This window comes from Spirosoma arboris, assembly GCF_009754945.1.
In the GTDB taxonomy this organism is placed as follows: domain Bacteria; phylum Bacteroidota; class Bacteroidia; order Cytophagales; family Spirosomataceae; genus Spirosoma; species Spirosoma arboris.
In genome coordinates this window covers 502,075-523,857 of sequence record NZ_WPIN01000005.1, presented here as the reverse complement: position 1 = coordinate 523,857, position 21,783 = coordinate 502,075, and the positions used below count along the sequence as shown (strand labels likewise).

General features: G+C 48.0%; 17 protein-coding genes. 11 read left to right on the top strand and 6 right to left on the bottom strand.

Annotation, left to right across the window (positions count from 1 at the left end; all coding sequences use genetic code 11):
* Positions 1-51: 51 nt before the first annotated feature.
* Entirely contained in the window at positions 52-537 is a 486-nt protein-coding gene (locus tag GO755_RS16150; RefSeq protein ID WP_157586198.1) for a hypothetical protein, read from the top strand.
* A gap of 106 nt (positions 538-643) precedes the next feature.
* On the opposite strand, the gene uvrB is transcribed toward GO755_RS16150, so the two are convergent.
* From uvrB to GO755_RS16135, 3 genes are all read right to left on the bottom strand, one after another.
* Entirely contained in the window at positions 644-2,665 is a 2,022-nt protein-coding gene (gene uvrB, locus GO755_RS16145; protein WP_157586197.1) for an excinuclease ABC subunit UvrB, read from the bottom strand.
* Positions 2,666-3,037: 372 nt separating this feature from the next.
* On the bottom strand, positions 3,038-3,811 hold the full coding sequence (locus GO755_RS16140; protein WP_157586196.1) for an SDR family NAD(P)-dependent oxidoreductase: 774 nt from the start codon (positions 3,809-3,811) through the stop codon (positions 3,038-3,040).
* 80 nt (positions 3,812-3,891) lie between these two features.
* Positions 3,892-5,550 (bottom strand): UxaA family hydrolase, encoded by a 1,659-nt coding sequence (locus GO755_RS16135; protein WP_157586195.1) that lies wholly within the window; start codon positions 5,548-5,550, stop codon positions 3,892-3,894.
* A gap of 284 nt (positions 5,551-5,834) precedes the next feature.
* On the opposite strand from GO755_RS16135, the gene GO755_RS16130 reads away from it, so the two are divergent.
* The 4 genes from GO755_RS16130 (at position 5,835) to GO755_RS16115 (ending at position 10,916) form a co-directional block, all read left to right on the top strand.
* A complete protein-coding gene (locus GO755_RS16130; RefSeq protein WP_157586391.1) occupies positions 5,835-6,986 on the top strand; it encodes an acyltransferase family protein in 1,152 nt (383 codons plus the stop codon).
* Between the two features lie 3 nt (positions 6,987-6,989).
* On the top strand, positions 6,990-8,780 hold the full coding sequence (locus GO755_RS16125) for an adenine deaminase (protein WP_157586194.1): 1,791 nt from the start codon (positions 6,990-6,992) through the stop codon (positions 8,778-8,780).
* Positions 8,781-8,875: 95 nt separating this feature from the next.
* Positions 8,876-9,475 (top strand): RNA polymerase sigma factor, encoded by a 600-nt coding sequence (locus tag GO755_RS16120; RefSeq protein ID WP_111342829.1) that lies wholly within the window; start codon positions 8,876-8,878, stop codon positions 9,473-9,475.
* Positions 9,476-9,644: 169 nt separating this feature from the next.
* Positions 9,645-10,916 carry a replication-associated recombination protein A gene (locus GO755_RS16115; protein WP_157586193.1) on the top strand — a complete coding sequence of 424 codons (1,272 nt, stop codon included), beginning with the start codon at positions 9,645-9,647 and terminating at the stop codon, positions 10,914-10,916.
* A 7-nt stretch (positions 10,917-10,923) separates the two neighbouring features.
* On the opposite strand, the gene GO755_RS16110 is transcribed toward GO755_RS16115, so the two are convergent.
* Genes GO755_RS16110 through aat form a run of 3 tightly spaced genes read right to left on the bottom strand, consistent with a single transcriptional unit; the run spans position 10,924 to position 13,873 of the window.
* Positions 10,924-12,174 (bottom strand): glutamate-5-semialdehyde dehydrogenase, encoded by a 1,251-nt coding sequence (locus GO755_RS16110; protein ID WP_157586192.1) that lies wholly within the window; start codon positions 12,172-12,174, stop codon positions 10,924-10,926.
* Positions 12,175-12,176: 2 nt separating this feature from the next.
* A complete protein-coding gene (gene proB, locus GO755_RS16105) occupies positions 12,177-13,211 on the bottom strand; it encodes a glutamate 5-kinase (protein ID WP_157586191.1) in 1,035 nt (344 codons plus the stop codon).
* 53 nt (positions 13,212-13,264) lie between these two features.
* On the bottom strand, positions 13,265-13,873 hold the full coding sequence (aat, locus tag GO755_RS16100) for a leucyl/phenylalanyl-tRNA--protein transferase (protein WP_157586190.1): 609 nt from the start codon (positions 13,871-13,873) through the stop codon (positions 13,265-13,267).
* 135 nt (positions 13,874-14,008) lie between these two features.
* On the opposite strand from aat, the gene GO755_RS16095 reads away from it, so the two are divergent.
* The 6 genes from GO755_RS16095 to GO755_RS16070 all read left to right on the top strand — a co-directional run bounded on the left by GO755_RS16095 (position 14,009) and on the right by GO755_RS16070 (position 21,592).
* Positions 14,009-14,920: a dihydrodipicolinate synthase family protein gene (locus tag GO755_RS16095; protein WP_157586189.1), complete on the top strand. Its 912-nt coding sequence runs from the start codon at positions 14,009-14,011 to the stop codon at positions 14,918-14,920.
* A 72-nt stretch (positions 14,921-14,992) separates the two neighbouring features.
* Positions 14,993-15,997 carry a 4-hydroxyproline epimerase gene (locus GO755_RS16090; protein WP_157586188.1) on the top strand — a complete coding sequence of 335 codons (1,005 nt, stop codon included), beginning with the start codon at positions 14,993-14,995 and terminating at the stop codon, positions 15,995-15,997.
* An 83-nt stretch (positions 15,998-16,080) separates the two neighbouring features.
* A complete protein-coding gene (locus tag GO755_RS16085; protein ID WP_157586187.1) occupies positions 16,081-17,328 on the top strand; it encodes an NAD(P)/FAD-dependent oxidoreductase in 1,248 nt (415 codons plus the stop codon).
* A 63-nt stretch (positions 17,329-17,391) separates the two neighbouring features.
* A complete protein-coding gene (locus GO755_RS16080; protein ID WP_157586186.1) occupies positions 17,392-18,948 on the top strand; it encodes an aldehyde dehydrogenase (NADP(+)) in 1,557 nt (518 codons plus the stop codon).
* 62 nt (positions 18,949-19,010) lie between these two features.
* A complete protein-coding gene (locus GO755_RS16075) occupies positions 19,011-19,859 on the top strand; it encodes a glycoside hydrolase family 16 protein (RefSeq protein ID WP_157586185.1) in 849 nt (282 codons plus the stop codon).
* Positions 19,860-19,885: 26 nt separating this feature from the next.
* Positions 19,886-21,592, top strand: a complete 1,707-nt coding sequence (locus GO755_RS16070; RefSeq protein WP_157586184.1) for a GH39 family glycosyl hydrolase — start codon at positions 19,886-19,888, stop codon at positions 21,590-21,592.
* Positions 21,593-21,783: the final 191 nt, after the last annotated feature.

The following is a 21,783-nucleotide window of genomic DNA, read 5'->3' as shown; positions in this document are numbered from 1 at the left end:
TAAGGATATTTTGTAATTTGCGGACTTCTCCAGAGTACCCACCGAATTAGAATGTCCAGAATCGATTATTTACTTGTATACCCAGACCTTCGTAAGCGTGAAAACGAGCCATCAGGCGGCTGTGTAGAAATGCACATTACACATGCGTCGCATGAAGCAGCTCGGAATATAGAAACTGCCATTGTTTTGGCCAAACAGGGATTTAAAGTGCGGCTTTTACCAATTGATAACACGCCACATATTAAAAATCCAGACGCATATTTTATTGAACAGGATATTGTGATCGAGTTTAAACACAACTATACGCCTACGGCATCAGCAATTGAACGCGAAGTACGTAATGCCAAAAAACAAGCCGACCATATTTTGATTCATGCTATGAGTGGGATAACAAGAGATGAATTGATTCAAGGGTTGAGGCAACATCTACATCGTGCTGAAAACATAATTACAGTGTGGTTAATATTCGACGGTATTATATACCATTTTTCGCCAGAAGAGATACGTAATAAACATATAGAAGATAAAATGCAATGAGGTGACACAGTTGCCTGCATCACCTCAAGGTAGGGGCCTGGGATCTCTCCCTGACCAATGCAAAGGTAATCAATTGATTGCAAATAGGCAAACAAATGATAATTGACTACGCCGTCTCCTTCTTCAATTTGTCCCTTAATTGAAACAATTCATCGCGCAAACGAGCAGCTTCCAGGAAGTCGAGGTCTTTGGCGGCACGTTCCATTTTAGATTGCGTTTCGTTGATCATCTTCTCCAGATCGCCCTTGCCCATATAGCGCACAACTGGGTCAGCAGCAATGCGGATTTCTTCAGGTTCAACATAGAAATGTTTCGCTTTTGAGTCGGCCACTTTGGTTTGACCCATGATGGCTTCTTTGGATTTCAGTACCGTAGTTGGTGTGATACCGTTGTCGATGTTGTACTCCATCTGGATAGCCCGACGACGGTTGGTTTCGTCAATGGCTTTCTCCATAGAGCCCGTGATCCGGTCGGCATACATAATCACTTTCCCGTTCGAATTACGAGCCGCCCGGCCGATGGTCTGAATCAACGACCGGATGTCGCGAAGGAAGCCTTCTTTATCCGCATCCATAATAGCCACAAGTGATACTTCGGGTAAGTCAAGCCCTTCACGCAACAGGTTTACACCTACCAGTACGTCGAAGTTGCCCAATCGTAAATCACGTAAAATTTCCACTCGATCCAGGGTTTTTACTTCCGAATGAATGTAGCGGGTTTTAATGCCCACTCGGTCGAGATACTTCGTCAGTTCTTCGGCCATGCGTTTAGTGAGGGTCGTTATTAATACACGCTCACCATTTTTAATTCGGCTGTCGACAGACTCCAGTAAATCGTCAATTTGGTTGAGGCTCGGGCGAACCTCAATTTCTGGGTCGAGCAGACCCGTTGGCCGGATAAGTTGCTCCACGATAACACCGTCGCTTTTACGAAGCTCATAGTCGGATGGAGTAGCCGAAACATACACAGCCTGTCCCGATAAATCTTCAAATTCCTGGAACGTCAACGGACGATTGTCCATTGCTGATGGAAGTCGGAATCCGTAGTCAACAAGCGCTGTTTTGCGTGATCGGTCGCCACCCCACATGGCCCGAATTTGTGGGATTGTCGCATGACTTTCGTCAATCACCATTAAATAATCGTCGGGGAAATAATCGAGCAGACAGAATGGGCGTTGGCCGGGTTGACGCCTATCGAAATAGCGGGAATAGTTTTCAATACCTGAACAATAGCCCAGCTCACGCATCATTTCAAGGTCGAACTCGGTACGTTCACGAATACGAGTAGCTTCCTGCTCCCGCATCTCCGATTCGAAGTACATCACCTGCGCCACCATATCGTCCTGAATTTCGTGGATCGCGTTATTGAGCGTATCACGACCCGTAACGAACAGGTTGGCAGGGAAGATCGTCACCATATTTTCATTCGAGATTTTCCGTCCAGTGTTAGGATCAATCTGTTGAATCGTTTCAATCTCGTCACCGAAGAAAATAACGCGATAGGCGAAATCGGCATAGGCAACATACAGGTCGACTGTATCACCTTTGACACGGAAATTACCGCGCTGAAATTCGCCTTCTGTACGACTATATAAAATGCTGACTAGCTGATGCAGAAACTGGTTGCGGCTCATTTGTTCGCCCACGCCAATCCTGACTACGTTCCGCTTGAATTCTTCAGGATTTCCCATGCCATAAATGCATGAAACCGACGCCACTACAATTACATCGCGCCGACCACTCATCAGGGCCGACGTTGCTGCCAGCCGCAGTTTGTCGATCTCCTCATTAATCGCGAGGTCTTTTTCGATATAGGTGTTCGTGGTAGCAATGAATGCTTCCGGCTGATAATAATCGTAGTACGAGATGAAGTACTCGACAGCGTTTTCTGGAAAAAACTGCTTGAATTCGCCGTAAAGCTGGGCTGCCAGGGTTTTGTTGTGGCTTAATACGAGCGTTGGGCGATTGGTCTGTGCAATGAGATTGGCGACTGTGAATGTTTTTCCACTTCCAGTTACACCAAGAAGTACTTGTGCAGGTTCGCCTTCATTTATACCCTTGACCAACTTCTCAATAGCTTTTGGTTGGTCGCCGGTGGGTTGAAATTCAGAGGTTAATTTGAAGTTCATTAGTTGCGTTTAGAATCTGGCTAATTTACGAAGATTTGGGGTGGATTGCAAGGGCAGTTTTTAAATTGCTACTTGCTGATTCATCCCAAATTTGTCGTATCTGGAAGCGTATGGATATCGATTCTAGTATTAACCTGTTTGACTCTATAAACGTTATTCTTTCAGCCGATGAATTCTACGTTATTCGATTATAAAGTGGTTGCGTGATGAAAATAGTGTCAGGAATGGAAAATTTTTCATCCCGACCTTAGGAGGGATCTCAAGCTTGCCTATATATGCAACCTGAGATCCCTCCTAAGGTCGGGATGACAATAAATAATCGCGAAGAACCAGAATTTTATGTGCCTTTTAGGCTACAGAAAATAAAGCGGGCTAATTGTTCAACCGCGTAAATCCGCCATCAATCGGATAATCACATCCAGTTATGAAACCCGCTTCGTCGGAGCAGAGGTAGAGAGCTAGGGCACCAATTTCCTGGGGTTCAGCCATTCGGCCGATAGGTTGTGTTTTCGATAATTTCTCGAACATCTCGGCTTCTCGACCTGGATACGTTTTCGCGATAAACCCATCCACAAACGGGGTATGCACGCGTGCGGGCGAAATACAGTTGCAGCGAATGTTTTCTTTCAGATAATCCTTCGCGATGGACAGGGTCATCGTCAAGACAGCGCCCTTACTCATGGCATAGGCGAAACGGTCTGGGATACCTACAGTTGCAGCTATCGACGCCATATTTAGAACCACACCGCCACTATTGGCTTTTAGATGCGGAATGGTCGCGTAAAGGCAATTGTAGACGCCTTTAATATTAATGCGATAAATCCGGTCAAAGTCGGCTTCTGTTGTGGTTTCAACTGTACCGATGTGCGACACACCCGCGTTGTTGACCAGAATATGAATTGGACCCTGTGCGGCTATCTGATTGACAGTCTCCACTGCCTGTTGCTGATTCGAAACATCAATAGCGTGGCTTGTTGCCTGACCACCCGCCTGTTGGATCTCGCTAACAGCTTGTTCGCCCTGATCCTTATTGAGATCAAGTATATGAACCGATGCACCTGCCTGTGCAAACGTCTTTGCAATGGCCAGCCCAATGCCGCTGGCTCCCCCCGTGATGAGGGCAGTTTTGTTTTTGAGTGAGAACATGTTTAAAGTGCGAAAGAGTAAAAGAGCAAAAGAGTGGTCGGTACGTCTTTGCGCCTTCACTCTTTCGCTCTTTCACCATTTTAAAGTGAAACACCCCGTTTCCAGGGAATAAAATCGTCTTGTCCTAAGCGTTCGGCCTGGGTTATTTCTTCCCCGGACGCCAATCGAATAATGTATTCCAGAAGCGCATCAGCATTTTGAGCTATACTTTGCTCACCGTCGATAATAGGGCCACTGTCGAAATCAATGACATCAGGCATTCTGTTTTTTAGGACAGTATTTGTCGAGACCTTAACAACTGGACAAACTGGATTGCCAGTGGGCGTACCGAGGCCAGTGGTAAACAGAATTACGTTTGTGCCTGAACCTGCCATGCCTGTTGTCGCTTCAACATCATTGCCGGGTGTGCAAAGAAGGCTCAGGCCGGGCGTAACAGCCGGTTCTGCATAATCAAGCACGTCGGCTACAGGGGCAGTGCCTCCTTTTTTAGCCGCCCCTGCCGATTTAATGGCATCGGTAATAAGTCCGTCTTTGATATTGCCCGGCGACGGATTCATATCGAATCCTGAACCAACGGCTTCAGCCTGAGCCGAGTATTCACCCATCAACGTAATGAATTTCTGGGCTTTGGCTGTATCCTCGGTACGATTGATAAGTTCCTGTTCGACACCATTTAGTTCGGGAAATTCAGCCAGTACGGTTTTGCCACCCAACGATACGATTGTATCCGACAAATGGCCCAGAACTGGATTGGCCGAAATACCCGAAAAACCATCAGAGCCACCGCATTTTAAGCCGACGGTCAATGCATTTAACGGAGCTGGCTTGCGTTCAATTTTATTGATTTCAACCAGGCCCAAAAACGTTTCTTTAATGGCTTCCGACATAAGTGCGTATTCGGTTCCGGCTTGTTGCTCAAATAGAAGCAGTGGTTTATTGAACTTTGGGTTTTGCCGTTTGATTTCTGCCGAAATCATATCCGTTTGTAAATGCTGACAGCCCAGACTTAATACGGTTGCTCCCGCTACGTTGGGGTTATTAATGAAGCCCGCCAGTAATGAACATAAATAGCCCGAGTCTTGCCGGGTGCCTCCACAACCCATTTCGTGGGTCAGGAATTTAATGCCATCTACATGTTTGAAAGGGCGTTTTTGTGCATGATTGCTCGTTTGATTAGGTTCGATAAATGGCTGCATCTTTTTAATGACATCCATTTCGCCTGCCTTGTACAAACTCAATAACTCATGAACGTTTTCGCGGTAGATTTCGGGCTGAGCGTAGCCTAGTTCGCGCTCAAAGGCATCTTTTAAAATCAGGACATTGCGGTTCTCACAAAAAACCAGTGGCACTACAAGCCAGTAGTTGCGCGTACCAACACTGCCATCTGCGCGGTGATAGCCCATGAACGTTCGTTCCTGCCAGTGCGACACATCGGGCGCTTGCCAGGAGTAAGGCTGTTTTTTGTCGAGGCCGTATCGGTCGGCATCGTGTTTGAGATTAAATGTGGTAATCGGTTCTCCACGGCGAATCGGTTGGGTCGCTTTACCGACTAGCACACCATACATCGTGATTGGATCGCCGGGTTGTCGGTCTTCGGTCACAAATTTATGCTTGGCTCCAACGGCATAAGGCAACTCATAGGTATCATTCTCAAATTCAACGTGCTCCCCCGCCGACAGGTTGCGAAGGGCTACGATGACATTATCGCCGGGATGAACTTTCAGGACACGGGCAGTCATTAGAAATACTGGTTAAAAATTGTCAGAATTTAGTCAGATACAGTCAGGAATGGCCGGGCTGTTAACAGCTTTTGACGATACCTGATAACCATTTACGATACCTGACTAATTCATTAAAGAGACGCAATAAGCCGAAATATACCACCTCTCAGCAAAAACTTTATCCATGTTGTTGCGAATGTGAACGCCATTGCCAAGTTTTAAGACTTAATTCCTACCCGTTGCCGATGTCCCAACTTTCTGCTGTAAACCAAACCGGTTTCCTGGCTGGTCGACTAATGTCTATGGATGCCTATCGAGGTTTCGTCATGACATTGATGGCTGCCGAAATCCTGCAATTTGATCACCTTCACGAAGCCTTTCCCGATAGTAGTTTCTGGGCGTTTCTGGCTCATCACCAAAGTCACGTTGCCTGGGCTGGCTGTTCACTGCACGACCTGATTCAACCCTCATTTTCATTTTTGGTAGGAGTTGCTTTACCCTATTCGATTGCCAGCCGGGTTAAGCAGGGGCAATCGTTTCCCGTTCAGCTGTGGCATGCGTTTCGGCGGTCGCTGATTTTAATTCTACTCGGAATTTTTCTGCGATCCACTCATTCCGAACAAACGAGATTTACGTTTGAAGATACGCTTACACAAATTGGGCTGGGTTACCCATTTTTATTCTTAATAGGTAGCGCTCCCAAACCTCGAACGGCCTGGATTGCGCTAGGCGTCGTTTTAATCGGTTATTGGCTGGCGTTCATCATGTATCCAGCTTCTGTTGCAGGCTTCGATTATAGTACAGTTGGTGTCGCGACAGATTGGCCGGAACATTATACTGGCTTAATGGCGCATTTTAATAAGAATAGTAATCTGGCCTGGGCATTTGATACGTGGTTTCTGAACTTGTTTCCGCGCGAGAACCCATTCTTGTTCAATGGAGGAGGCTATGCTACCCTTAGTTTCATTCCGACTCTTGGCACTATGCTGTTAGGTTTGCAGGCAGGTCGGTGGTTACGATCAGGGATGACGCAGCGTGAAATTCTAAAGTACTTCCTGATTGCAGGAGCTACAGGCCTGATCAGTGGCGTTTTGCTACATGTGACTGGAATTTGCCCTATTGTTAAACGAATCTGGACACCAGCCTGGGTACTCTTCAGCGGTGGCTGGTGTTTTTGGTTATTAGCATTTTTTTATGGCGTTATCGATGTGGCTGGTCGGCGGGGATGGGCGTTTCCATTGGTCGTAGTCGGTATGAACTCCATCGCGATTTACTGCCTGGTGCACCTCATTGACAAGTTCATTATCACATCTTTATATACCCACTTGGGGCACGGGCCTTTTCTGGTGTTTGGCACTGCGTACGAACAACTGCTACTTGGCTTCGTTACGCTGGCTATTTTTTATTTAATTCTCTGGTGGATGTACCGCCGTAACCTATTTATCCGAATCTAATTTATGATCACGGCTAATATCCTGAATCTCTTTGATCAAACGATTTTTTATGGTACGCTCACGATTGAAAATGGGCGCATTAATGAGATACACCGTCTTGGGCCCGAACAAAAAGGTGAACCTTATGTATTGCCCGGTTTTGTGGATGCGCACGTTCACGTCGAAAGCTCTCTCTTAACTCCCCCACAATTCGCTCGACTAGCCGTGGTACACGGAACTGTCGCTACAGTATCAGACCCGCATGAGATCGGAAATGTCCTCGGCGTTGCGGGCGTTCATTATATGATTGAGGAAGCCCGGCGCGTCCCCTTCAAATTTATGTTTGGCGCTCCTTCCTGCGTTCCAGCCACAACCTTCGAAACGGCGGGCGCTACAATTAGCGTTAAGGATGTTCGGAAGTTGCTGGCATTGAAAGAAATCGGTTATCTGGCCGAGATGATGAACTTTCCGGGGGTACTGCATCAGGACCCTGATGTAATGGCTAAAATAGCTCTGGCCAATGCCTTTAATAAGCCTGTTGATGGCCATGCTCCCGGCCTGACTGGCGATGATGCTCAACGATACATTGATGCCGGAATCAGTACCGACCACGAATGCTTCACTTACGAAGAAGGTCTGGATAAAGCACAAAGGGGCATGAATATTCTTATTCGAGAGGGGAGTGCGGCACGCAACTTCGAAGCGCTGATTCCATTACTGACTGAGTTCCCACAGCAAATTATGTTCTGCTCCGATGATAAGCACCCCGATACATTGGCTGAAGGCCATATCAATCAGCTAGTTGTACGGGCTTTATCAAAAGGGCATTCGTTGTGGAACGTACTTCGGGCGGCTTGCCTAAATCCCGTGTTGCATTATCGATTACCAGTTGGACTTCTGCGAGAGGGGGACCCTGCAGATTATATCGTGGTTGATAGTTTACAAGCATTTAAGGTCCAGCAAACGGTGATTAATGGAGAAGTTGTCGCTGAAAATGGGGAGTCGAAAATTCCAGATTTGCGGAGTGAGCATGTCAATCAGTTTAGTTGTTCGGCTAAAAAGCCGGAGGATTTTGTGGTGTCATTTCCCTCACCCCCGGCCCCTCTCCCAGAACGGGAGAGGGGTGATGAAACATCTCCAGTACTTCACCCCTCTCCCGTTCTGGGAGAGGGGCCGGGGGTGAGGGAAATCCGTGTCATCGAAGCACTCGACGGTCAGCTCATTACAAACGAACTGCATCTGAAACCTAAGTTGGAGAACGACCAAATTATGCCCGATGTGGAGCGAGATATTTTAAAAATGGTTGTCGTTAATCGGTATCAGGACACACCTCCTGCCATCACTTTTATTAAAAACTTTGGGTTGAAGCATGGCGCCATTGCCTCTTCAGTTGGGCATGATTCGCATAACATTACAGCTGTCGGATGCGACGACGAAAGTATTTGCAAAGCGGTCAATCTGGTTATAGAATCTCAGGGTGGTTTGTCGGCGGTGGCGGGTACGAAGCCTCATGAACATGATGACGAAATAATGAGTAGACGTGAGTTTTTACATCTAACTACCACTCCCGATACATATTTACTGCCATTACCAGTAGCAGGACTAATGACCGATACGGATGGGTATGATGTAGCTACACAATATACGACACTTGATCAGTTTGCGAAGCAAGAGCTGGGAAGTACGCTGGCAGCTCCATTTATGACCTTATCGTTTATGGCTCTGCTAGTTATCCCAGCGTTGAAATTGAGCGATAAGGGACTGTTTGACGGCAAAAGGTTCACTTTTGTGTCTATTCAAGTGGGAAATCCGTGACCATAAAAAAAAATTTTAACTACTTTTTTTAATTCTATTTTTTATGGGTAAGTTTACACACTCCAAGGCTATTCCTAACCTTTACCCTCTCTATCATGGCTCGCTCCCGTACTCAAATCGGCCCCGACGACGAAACCCTCTGGAATTTGTTTCGTGGTGGCGATGAAAATGCGTTTGCCCGACTGTACCAAAATTATGTTCAAACCCTTTACCATTATTGCGCCCATTTCGCCACCGACCGGGCCCTGATTAAAGATTGCATCCACGACCTATTTGTTGAGCTCTGGAAGCACAGAACAACCATCGGACCAACTACTTCTGTACGGTTTTATCTGATGGCTTCGATTAAACGTAAGCTGGTTCGCCATCTAACGGCTGAACAGAAATTAGTTAGCCAGGATGACATGGTAAATGGTCGACGCGTTGGTGATACGCTTCCCGGCGCTGATCCATCTCACGAAAATTTACTGATTGCCCACGAGGAAGATTCGTTTATGAATGACTGCCTGCATCAGGCCCTCGAAAAACTTCCCCGCCGTCAGCGTGAAGCTGTTCACCTGCGGTATTTTCAAAACATGAGCAACGAAGAAATTTCGGCCCTCATGCACATTAACATTCAGTCTGTTTACAATTTGATATTTGGAGCTATGAGCAACCTCAAGCGTTATGTGACGCTCGAAAATGTGTCGCTCTGACGCTGACTACTCCTAACCTATTCTCCAACCCGGTAGCTCTTTATGAACTATCGGGTTTTTTATTTAAGGTGGCGTAGCCGAAGGCTAATATGTAGCTATCAATTTTACTAGACAAATTAGCCTTCGGCTACGCGGATTTCCATCCACGTTACTTTCGTAACTTCGTTGAATGAATACAGACTCAACGCCCTTGCCCGAGCGGGTACGCCCTCGAACACTCAACGACGTTATTGGTCAGCGTAAACTTATCGGCCCGAATGGTGCACTTCGTCGCGCTGTAGAGGCAGGCCGTTTGCCTTCTATGATACTATGGGGCCCACCGGGTGTTGGCAAAACCACGCTGGCATTACTGTTGGCCGAAGCCGTTAAACGCCCCTTTATTGCCCTAAGTGCAATCAATTCGGGCGTGAAAGAGATTCGTGATGTGCTGAGCCGCCCGAGCGGAATATTCCCACCTGTGGTGTTCATTGACGAAATTCACCGATTCAATAAAAGTCAGCAGGACGCCCTGCTCGGGGCCGTCGAGAAAGGACAGATTACGTTGATCGGAGCTACTACCGAGAACCCATCTTTTGAAGTAAATAGCGCTTTGCTCTCGCGCTGTCAGGTCTATATTCTGGAAGGGCTTAGCCGAGAGGAGTTAATTCAGGTGGTTGATCGAGCCATTGCGCAGGATGCGTTTTTGCAATCAAAAAGAATTACGGTTGAGTCGTATGATGCGTTGCTTCGGCTGTCTGGTGGTGATGGACGTAAACTGCTAAACCTCTTAGAATTAGTCGCTTCGGCTCACGTATCTACCGATCCGTTAGTTATTACCGACGAGGGCGTAACGACTGTTGCACAACAGAATATTGCTCGCTACGATAAATCAGGAGAGCAGCATTACGACATTATCTCGGCTTTTATCAAGTCGTTACGTGGTTCAGATCCCAATGCCGCTTTGTACTGGATGGCCCGGATGATCGTAGCGGGAGAAGATCCCATTTTCATTGCCCGGCGCATGTTGATTATGGCATCGGAAGACATCGGCAATGCCAACCCAACGGCCATGATTATGGCGTCGGAAGCGGTGCAGGCGATTCGTGCTATCGGCATGCCCGAAGGTCGAATTATTCTGTCGCAGGTGGCCGTGTATCTAGCCACATCACCTAAGAGTAACGCAAGTTATGTGGCTATTGATGAGGCTATTGCTCTAGCCGAGCAAACGGCTCATCTTCCCGTGCCTCTCCACTTGCGCAATGCCCCAACTAAGCTAATGAAGCAGATTGGCTACGGAAAAGACTACCAATATTCGCATGCTCATGAAGGCAATTTTGCCCAGCAAAACTTCCTGCCCGACGACCTAAAAGGTCACAAACTGTATGAACCCGGTCATAACGCTCGTGAAGCTGAAATCCGGCGGAGTTTGCAGAAGTGGTGGGGAGACTGGTATGGGTATTAAGGCTACGCTACCATCGTACCTGCCCGTCGCCCACAACGATCCATTTCTCAGTCACTAATTTCTCCAGCGCAAATGGGCCACGAGCGTGGAGTTTTTGCGTGGAAATACCAATTTCGGCACCAAGACCAAACACGCCCCCATCTGTAAAACGTGTAGATGCATTAGCATACACGGCAGCAGCATCGACTTCGCGAAGGAATTGGTCGATAAGTTCTTGATTTTGTGAGATAATTGCTTCGGAGTGTCGGGACGAATAGGCCTGGATATGGGACAGCGCTTCATCCAGATCAGCTACGACTTTTACGGCACATTTATAGTCCAGAAACTCGCGACCAAAATCTTCGGGTTGGGCGTGTTGCAGGCTTGTATAGCCTGCTTTCTTCAAAATGGCAAAAGAGGGTTCATCGGCGAAAACCACTACGTTCCATTTGTTGAAATCGGCTGTCAGCATTGACAGGAAACGCTCGGCAATGGCTTCATCGACAAGTACACAATCGAGCGAGTTACAAACCGACGGGCGCGAGACGCGGGCATTCACAACGATGGCAGCTGCTTTGGCCAAATCGGCGGTTTGCTCCACATAGGCGTGGCAAACCCCGGCACCCGTTTCGATGGTTGGCACCAGTGAGTTTTTGCGGACAAATTGAATCAGCGATTCTGATCCACGTGGGATAATAATGTCTACGTAGCGGGTAGCGGTAAGCAATTCATTGACAACGGCGCGGTCGGGCGGGAGCAGTGTAACCGCAGCTTTGGGAACACCAAATTCGACCAATACACCCTGAATCAAACCAATCAAATACCGGTTCGAGAAATCGGCTTCTTTGCCGCCTTTCAGTACACAGGCATTTCCTGAACGCAGACACAAGGATGCCACATCGACCGTTACGTTCGGGCGAGCTTCGTAAATAACACCTACCACGCCCAACGGCACGGCAATTTTTTTAAGTTTTAATCCCTGTTCGATTGTACGCTCCAAAATGACTTCTCCTGCCGGATCGGGTAGTACGGCTACTTCGCGCAAACTCTTGGAAAGGTCGGCTATGCGAGTTTCTGTCAGTTTTAGTCGATCATATTTGGGGTCGCTTTCCGACATCCGATCGAGGTCTTTCTGATTCTCGGCCACGATACCGGCGACATGATCGGCAAGCACATCGGCCAGGCGATTGAGTAAATCAGTTTTTTCAGCGGGGCTAAGCCGCCGAACGGCTGCTGCAGCTTGCTGAGTGGCCTGGAGAAGGGGCGTAATAGGAGTCATGATTACAAAAGTACAATATCATTCGCATTGGCGACCTCAACATTTTGCTGATTAAGCTGTTGCGATAACGTTTCGGACGAAATCCGCGTTCGGGCGACGGCCACCGTTTCCTGTTCTTCATTTATGATTTCGACCAGTTCGCCGGTTGCGAAATCGTTCAGCACAGCCCGAACTCCTACCGCCAACAGGCTTCGACGTTGTTTCAACGCCCGCACGGCACCCGCATCGATCTGCACCCGACCGACGGCTAAGCTGCCGCTTGCTAACCAACGATTCCGGGCAGATAGAGTAATTGGGTGTGGTGTAAACTCGGTTCCTGTTTCACCTTTCAAGGCCCGACCGAGGCTATCTGGTTCTTTTAATCCGAAAATAACGACGCGAATTCCCATCCGGGTAGCCAGTTTGGCGAACGTTAGCTTAGAAGCCATACCACCCAAACCTAGTGATGACTTATCAGTTCTAACAACGCCAAATACGCGTTCGTCGAACTCAACAACCTTTGGAATAATCTGCCCATTGGCATCCAATAAGCCACCTACCGACGTGCAGAGCATCAGTGCTTCTGCGCCAAAACCTACGGCAATGAGGGTTGCCAGTTCATCATTGTCGGAAAACTTTAATTCGCGATCACTAACGACATCGTTTTCGTTGGCAATTGGGATCAGATCATTGTCCCAAAGTTCTTCGTAGGTCTGCTTTAGTTGCAGAAACTGGTCGCGACTGGCAAAGTGGTGGCGTTCGCAAAGACTTTGGGCAATGGAAATGCCGTATATAGAAAAGAAACGAGAGTATTGATTGAGTAATAGTAAATTACCTACAGCAGCAGCAGCTTTACGTTGGGTAATATCGCCCTTATAATCACGAATTAAGGATTTTCCAGCACCCACTGCACCCGATGAAACTAGTACAATACGGTAATGCGGGTGCAGAGCGGCTACCTGACGGGCAATGTCTACCATGACGGGCTCATTAGGTTCGCCGGTAGGTTTTGTGATAGATGCGGTACCAAACTTTAGAACTAAAACAGGCTTTGACATGCGGGCAAAGATAGGGATTTACGGTTTTGTGTATACCGGAAACCATGATCTGCCTATACCTTTTCGGGCACTAAGGCCGTAAAGCGTGCTTTTTGTTTGAGGGCAATTTTAAGCTGCCGGAGGTAATCTGCTTTGGGGATTTCTATGGCACCGTAACGACGAACATTGTCGTTAATGAACTGTGTATCAAGCAAGGTGAAGTGTTGTTGACGGAGAATCAGGATTAAATTATGGAAGGCGACTTTAGAGGCATTGCTAACCTCAGTAAACATAGATTCGCCAAAAAACGCGGAACCTAAAGCCACACCGTATAGGCCTCCTACCAGCCGATTCTCTATATACGTCTCGACACTATGGGCCAGACCCATATGATGCAACTCTGTATAGGCGTCAATAATTTCATCGGAAATCCAGACGCTATCATCTTCAGAACGAGGTTTCGAGCAGGCCCGCATTACCTCAGAAAAGGCCGTATTCAGACGTATTTCAAACTGATTGCGGTTCAGAACCGGGTGAAGTGATTTAGCAGGTTTATAGCTATGAATAGGAATAATGGCCCGAGGGTCAGGTGCATACCAATAAAGCGTACCGTCGGCATCGGCCATTGGGAAAATCCCGTTTATGTACCCGTAAATCAGGTCATCAGCGGTTAGCTTATTCATGAAAACTGTAAATGTGTCGTATGACAAATATAGAAAAGGTGAAAATAGTACCACAATATACTAAATCCCAGTGCTATTATTTTTTGTGAAATACAGAACTTTGATCGACTCAATTTAATCAACTAACTATACCGCATGAACGTCTCTGTGAACTGGGAAGGTGTTTATCCCGCGTTACTGACTCCATTTACGGCTGATGATCAACTCGATCTGCCACTTTTTGAGAAAAATCTTCAAGCCCAGTTCGATGCGGGCGTCCACGGCTTTATCATTGGCGGCTCCCTGGGTGAAGCCAGTACGTTGCTGAACGACGAAAAAATTGAACTCCTAAAATCGGGCCTGGCTGTTAGCGATGGGAAAGTGCCTGTGCTGGTCAATATTGCCGAACAGGCTACCAAGCAGGCGATCGCCCGTGCCCACGAAGCAGAATCCAACGGTGCTGATGGGCTCATGCTTCTGCCTCCGATGCGTTACCCTGCCGATGCCCGTGAAACGGTTACCTTCTTTAAAGCGGTGGCTCAGGAAACGTCATTGCCAATCATGATCTACAACAATCCGTACGATTACAAGATCATGACCACTGTGGCTATGTTTCATGAACTGGCCGAGTTTTCTAACATTCAGGCCGTAAAAGAATCGACGCGTGATCTGACCAATATAACGCGGATGCGGAATGCGTTTGGTGATCGTTATAAGCTGATGGGTGGTGTCGATACGCTGGCGCTTGAAGCCCTGTTACTTGGTTGCGATGGCTGGGTTGGTGGGCTGGTCGATGCCTTCCCAGTAGAAACTGTCGCTATTTATGACCTGGCTAAAGCAGGCCAGATAGCCGAAGCACTTGAAATTTATCGCTGGTTTATGCCTTTGCTTGAGCTGGATATTCACCCCAAATTAGTCCAATACATCAAACTGGCTGCAACAGCCACTGGCCTTGGGTCAGAATATGTACGGGCACCGCGTTTGCCTCTCATTGGCGCAGAACGAGAGCAAGTACAACAGGTTATTCAAACCGCTTTGGCGAACCGACCACTTATTAATGTAGAGTGAAGAATGAAAAGTGAAGAATAGTTGCTTTAGCCCTTATTCTTCACTTTTCATTCTTCACTCTACACTGAAAATATGTCTGAGTTTCATTTTTTTTGCATTGACGCACATACCTGTGGTAACCCCGTGCGGGTTGTTACAGGTGGGAGCATTCCGTTTTTGCAGGGCGGGAATATGAGTGAAAAACGTCAGCATTTCCTGCGTGACTACGACTGGATTCGGAAAGGGCTCATGTTCGAGCCTCGTGGTCATGATATGATGTCGGGAAGTATTCTTTACCCGCCTACTGATCCTGCTAATGATGCGGGTGTTTTGTTTATCGAAACCTCTGGGTGCCTGCCTATGTGCGGTCATGGCACCATCGGTACAGTAACGGTTGCCATTGAGCGAAACCTGATTACACCTAAAACACCGGGTGTTCTCAACCTGGAAGTTCCTGCCGGATTGGTTCGGGCAGAATACCAGCAAGAGGGACGAAAGGTAACGTCGGTGAAGATTACGAACATCAAATCGTATCTGGCCGCAGAAAAATTGACGGTAGAGTGTCCAGATTTAGGTACGCTTACGGTCGATGTTGCGTATGGTGGTAATTTCTATACTATTGTCGATCCACAACCCAATTTCCCCGGTTTGGAGCATTACAAAGCTGAGCAATTGATTGGCTGGGCGCGGGTGATGCGTGAGCGGATGAATGAACAATATACCTTTGTACATCCCGAAAATCCGACCATTAACGGCCTGAGTCATATTCTCTGGACAGGCAAACCGCTGCAAGAAACTTCTACAGCCAGGAATGCCGTTTTTTACGGCGACAAAGCGATTGACCGCTCACCTTGCGGTACAGGAACATCAGCCCGAATGGCGCAATGGTATGCACAGGGACGACTCAAGCCGGGCGATACGTTTGTTCACGAAAGTATTATCGGGTCTATTTTCAATGGACGTATCGAAGCGGAAACAGAATTGGCGAGCCAGCCAGCTATTGTGCCAAGCATTGAAGGCTGGGCTCGGATTCACGGCTACAACCACATTATTCTCGACGAAGACGACCCATACGTATTTGGTTTTCAGGTTATTTAAAAAGTGAATGAGTGAAAGAATGCAAGAACGTTCTTTTCGCTCCGGTGCACTCTTTCGCTCATTCACTCATTCACTCTTTAATAATGTCACATATAGGTATTGTGGGTGGAGGCATCGTCGGACTTTGTTCGGCGTATTACCTGCACAAAGCGGGGCACCGCGTGACACTGTTCGATCAGGGGCCGATTGCCGATGGCTGTTCGTTTGGAAATGCAGGCATGATCGTGCCCAGCCATATTATTCCGCTAGCGCAACCGGGTATGATTGCCAAAGGCATGCGCTGGATGTTGAAATCGACCAGTCCGTTTTATGTGAAACCACGCCTGAACGCCGATTTGCTACGTTGGGGTTGGCTTTTCTATCGTCATTCGACGCCTGAACATGTTGAGCGATCGATTCCAGTGTTGCGTGATCTGAGTTTGCTTAGTAAAACACTGTATCAGGATTTAGCCACCAACGGCGATTTGAGTTTCGAATGGCAGGAGCGAGGGCTGCTTATGCTCTACAAAACCGCATCTGCCGAACACGAAATGGCCGAAGAGGCCGAGGTTGCTAATCACTCGGGAATTGAAGCACGCATACTCAACGGCCAGCAAGTACAGGATTTGGAGCCTGATGCGCGAGTTGATGTTCGCGGAGGTATCTATTACCCCGGCGATGCACACCTGAATCCGAATGAGTTAATCCGCTCATTAGTAGCTTATCTTCGTAAAGAGGGCGTTGCCATTCTGGAAAATCATGCCGTTACTGGCTTTGGTAAAACGGGTTCTAAAATTAAATCCGTGCAGACATCGCAGGGTGATTACTTTGTTGATGCGGTTGTTGTAGCGGGTGGTGCCTGGTCGCCAATAATTGCGCAACAGTTGGGGATAAGCCTCTCTTTACAAGGTGGTAAAGGCTACAGCTTTATGCTTCAAAACGTAGCGAACAATATTCGGGTACCAGCCATCATGCTCGAAGCCCGTGCTACCGCCACACCCATGGGAGCTGACCTTCGCTTTGCCGGAACGCTCGAAGTAGCGGGTACCGATATGACTGTGAATATGAATCGAGTACGAGGTATCGTGCAATCGATCAATCAATATTATCCAGATATATCGGTCGGTATGCCCGCAGTTGATACGGTTTGGCGAGGCTTACGACCCTGCTCGCCAGACGGTCTGCCCTATATTGGTCGTGCAGAACGCTATGACAATGTTGTGCTGGCTACGGGGCATGGCATGATGGGACTCAGCCTTGGGCCAGCTACCGGCAAATTAGTTAGTGAACTGCTGACTAATTCGGTTAGAAGCATGGACGTTGCCGCTTTTAAACCAGAGCGTTTCGCCTAAGTATATTCTTAAAAACGGGCTACTTTTGCCCTAACTATTTATAACATTCTCTTGCCTGTCGTTATGACAAACTCTCTTGCAAATCCTGTTGCCGAATCATTTCAGGGTATTAATCCAACTACCGGCCAACCCTTGCCGGGCATATTTGAGGAAGCGACCGCAAGCGAGGTTGCTCAAGCTTGTGAACGTGCCGCCGAAGCGTTTTCTGAATACCGTAAAAAGTCGGGTGCTGAGAAGGCTCGTTTCCTGGAACAAATTGCCACTGAAATTGAAGCCTTAGGCGACGAATTGTTGACACGCGCGCAGGCTGAATCGGGCTTACCACTGGCTCGTCTGACAGGTGAACGCGGACGCACGACTGGCCAGCTTCGTATGTTTGCGGAGTACCTACGCGAAGGCTCCTGGGTCGATGCTCGTATTGACACAGCCTTGCCAGATCGTCAGCCTTTGCCACGCCCAGATTTGCGCCAGATGTTACGTCCTTTGGGCCCTGTCGGTGTGTTTGGTGCCAGTAATTTCCCGCTTGCTTTTTCCGTTGCGGGTGGCGATACGGCTTCGGCACTGGCTGCTGGTTGCCCAGTTGTGGTGAAAGGACACCCAGCCCATCCGGGCACATCACAATTGGTAGGTGATGCTATTAGTCGGGCAGTTGTTGCTTGCGGGCTGCCCGTTGGAACATTCTCGTTGGTGCAAGGGCGCACAGTAGCTGTGGGAATGGCCATTGTAGAACACTCGGCTATTAAAGCTGTTGGATTTACAGGTTCGTTTCGAGGAGGAAAAGCATTGTTCGACGCAGCAGCCCGTCGCCCAGAACCGATTCCGGTTTATGCCGAAATGGGTAGTACAAACCCCGTTTTCTTTTTACCGCAACTGCTTAAGGAGAAGGGGGAAACGCTTGCACAGAGTTTTGTAGGTTCGCTTACTCTGGGTGTTGGACAGTTTTGTACGAATCCCGGCTTAGCCGTGGTTGAGCAATCGCCCGAAGCTGATACGTTTATGCAGACAGCGGCTCAGTTCGTAACGAATAGCCAGCCTGCTACCATGCTCACGCAGGGAATTCAGCGCGCGTTTACGGAAGGGATCAGTAAATTAACGTCTGCCGAAGGAGTGGATGTGCTTGGACAGGCTACTTCGACCGAGAGTTTCGCTAACGGCACACCAACGCTTTTGAAAACGTCTGCCGAATCATTGCTGGCTAATCCGGTTCTTGCCGAAGAGGTGTTTGGCCCAAGCAGTGTTCTGGTCGAAGCGACTAGTCGTGAACAACTGCTCGCTGTCGCGCGAGGCTTGGAAGGCCATTTGACCGCTACAGTATGGGGCACCGATGCCGAACTGCCTGAGTATGCTGATTTGCTCGAAATTCTGGAACAGAAAGTAGGCCGGTTATTGATTAACGGCTTCCCGACGGGTGTAGAAGTTAGTCATGCTATGCAGCACGGCGGCCCCTATCCGGCTACGACAGATTCCCGCTCAACCTCTGTTGGCACCAATGCTATTTTACGTTTTGCCCGCCCCGTTTGCTATCAGAATTTTCCCGATGCGTTGTTGCCCGACGAACTGAAAGCCGCTAACCCGCTGCACATCTGGCGTCTGGTCGATGGGAAACGAGTGAATGGATAACTTTCCCTCACCCCAACCCCTCTCCCAAAACGGGAGAGGGGCTAAAAGCTAGTTATCTAATCATGCGCCCATTCATCCTTCTTCTAACAGTTCTACTGATAGCCAGCCTTAACAGCTTTAGTCAGCCTGTTGGCTCACCGACTAAGTCAGATAGTGGCTGGAAACTAGTTTGGGCTGATGAGTTCGAAACGGCTGGACCGCCAAACCCGAAGAACTGGAAATTTGAAACGGGCTTTGTCCGAAACCACGAAATTCAGTGGTACCAATCAACTAATGCTCGTTGCGAAAACGGCTTTCTTATCATCGAAGGACGTCGCGAACAAAGAGCCAATCCGAACTATAAACCCTCCAGCTCTAATTGGCAAACTAACCGACCGACCATCGACTATACTTCCTCGAGCTTACATACGAATGGCTTGCACAGTTGGCAATATGGCCGTTTTGAGATGCGGGGACGTATTGATACCAGCCCCGGTTTATGGCCCGCTTTCTGGACATTAGGCGTAAAAGGGGAGTGGCCCGCCAACGGCGAAATCGACATTATGGAATATTATCGGAACATGCTCCTGGCCAACGTTGCCTGGGCAACCGGTAAGCCCTATACCGCAGAGTGGCGTAGTACCAAAAAGCCGATGAACTCCTTCAACGATCCCAATTGGTCGAAGAAGTTTCATGTATGGCGCATGGATTGGGATGAAACAGCTATTCGACTTTATGTCGATGACAAATTATTAAACACTGTTCTACTTTCAGAAACCATTAATAAAGATGGAACAGGTATTAATCCGTTTCGGCAACCTCACTATTTATTAGTCAATCTGGCTATTGGTGGAGATAATGGGGGAGACCCAGCGGTGACTCCGTTTCCAAATCGGTATGAAATTGATTACGTGCGGGTTTATCAAAAATAATCAGAGATTTATTGAGTACCCAATTCATGATGCAACAGAAACAGATTACCCACTTATTCGTTACACTGCTCAGTTTCTGGATAATCAATACAAGTCTAGCGCAGGTCAGCCAGCCCAAATCCGTTGCCATTGAGGTTGATTTGGCAGCCGATAAAGGTCCCATTAAGCCCATCTGGGCGTGGTTTGGTTACGATGAACCGAACTACACTTACATGAAAGACGGAAAGAAACTGCTTACCGAAATCTCGCAGTTGAGTAAGGTGCCCGTTAATGTACGAGCGCACAGTCTGTTGGTTACTGGCGATGGAAAAGCAGCTTTGAAATGGGGCTCGACTAATGCCTATACTGAAGACAAAAAAGGCAACCCAGTCTATGATTGGACGATTGTCGATAAAATTTTTGATACGTATATAGAGCGGGGGATGAAGCCCATTGCCCAGATTGGTTTCATGCCTGAAGCGCTATCGACGCACCCTCAACCATATCGACACTATTGGAAACCCGGCGATAACTACAACGATATTTATACCGGCTGGGCTTATCCGCCGAAAGACTATGCGAAATGGGGTGAATTGGTCTATCAGTGGGTGAAACATTCGGTGAGCCGATATGGTCAGAAAGAAGTTGAAAGCTGGTATTGGGAGCTATGGAACGAGCCCAACATTAGCTACTGGAAAGGTACCACCGACGAATACATCAAGCTCTATGATTACACTGCCGATGCTGTTAAACGCGCTTTACCAACGGCTAAGGTGGGCGGGCCTGAAGTAACCGGCCCTAATTGGGACGTATCAGCCAAGTTTTTTAAAGCCTTTATGGATCACGTCGTTAGTGGCAAAAACTATGTGACGGGTAAAACAGGTACACCCATTGATTTCATTACATTTCATGCCAAGGGCGCGCCCAAACTGGTGAATGGTGCTGTTCAAATGAATATGGGCACACAGCTTCGGGATATTGACAAAGGCTTTGAGATTGTGGCTTCTTACCCGACGCTGAAACACCTGCCGATTATCATTGGCGAATCCGACCCCGAAGGATGTGCGGCTTGTTCAGAAGATTTACATCCCCAGAATGCATATCGGAATGGAACCATGTATTCCAGTTATACGGCAGCTTCATTTGCCCGAAAATACGACCTGGCCCAGGCTCGTGGTGTGAATCTGGAAGGAGCCGTTACGTGGGCTTTCGAGTTTGAAGATCAGGCTTGGTTTCGTGGGTTTCGCGATCTGGCTACCAATGGTGTCGATAAACCCGTGCTGAACGTATTCCGAATGTTTGGGATGATGCAGGGTAATCGGGTTGCCGTGAAAGGCGGCCTTGCCTACGATTACGCCCGAATTCGGGATCAGAGCGTCCGGGCTGAAGATGACATCAATGCCTTCGCTACGAAAGATGCGAGAACGGCTTCTGTAATGGTCTGGAATTATCATGACGATAATCTCCCTGCGCCCGACGCTCCCGTCTCAGTCCAAATAAAGGGCGTTCCGGGGCAGAAAGTGTTGCTTCAACATTATAGAATTGATAAGCAGTTCAGCAATTCGTATGAAGTCTGGAAAAAAATGGGATCGCCTAAAACGCTGACGCCCGAGCAAGTAGCCGAATTGGAGAAAGCGGGCCAACTTCAATTGCTCACCTCGCCCGAATGGATTCCGGTGAAATCGGGTGAGGTTACTGTGAAAATGGATCTGCCTCGGCAGGGCGTATCTTTGCTGAAGTTTTCCTGGGAGTAAATTACCGTAAAACGAATAATAATCCTGTAGGGCACCTTAACTATTAATGGTGACCATGTCACGTATGTTCGTCATATAACAACGCATGGAGGAAGGTTTCCTTGGGCTACTTGTGCCGATTATAGCGATTCTCGTAAAAAGATTGCCAATGCCGACCGGACGCGAATGGTATTCGTTAAAAACAATTAAAC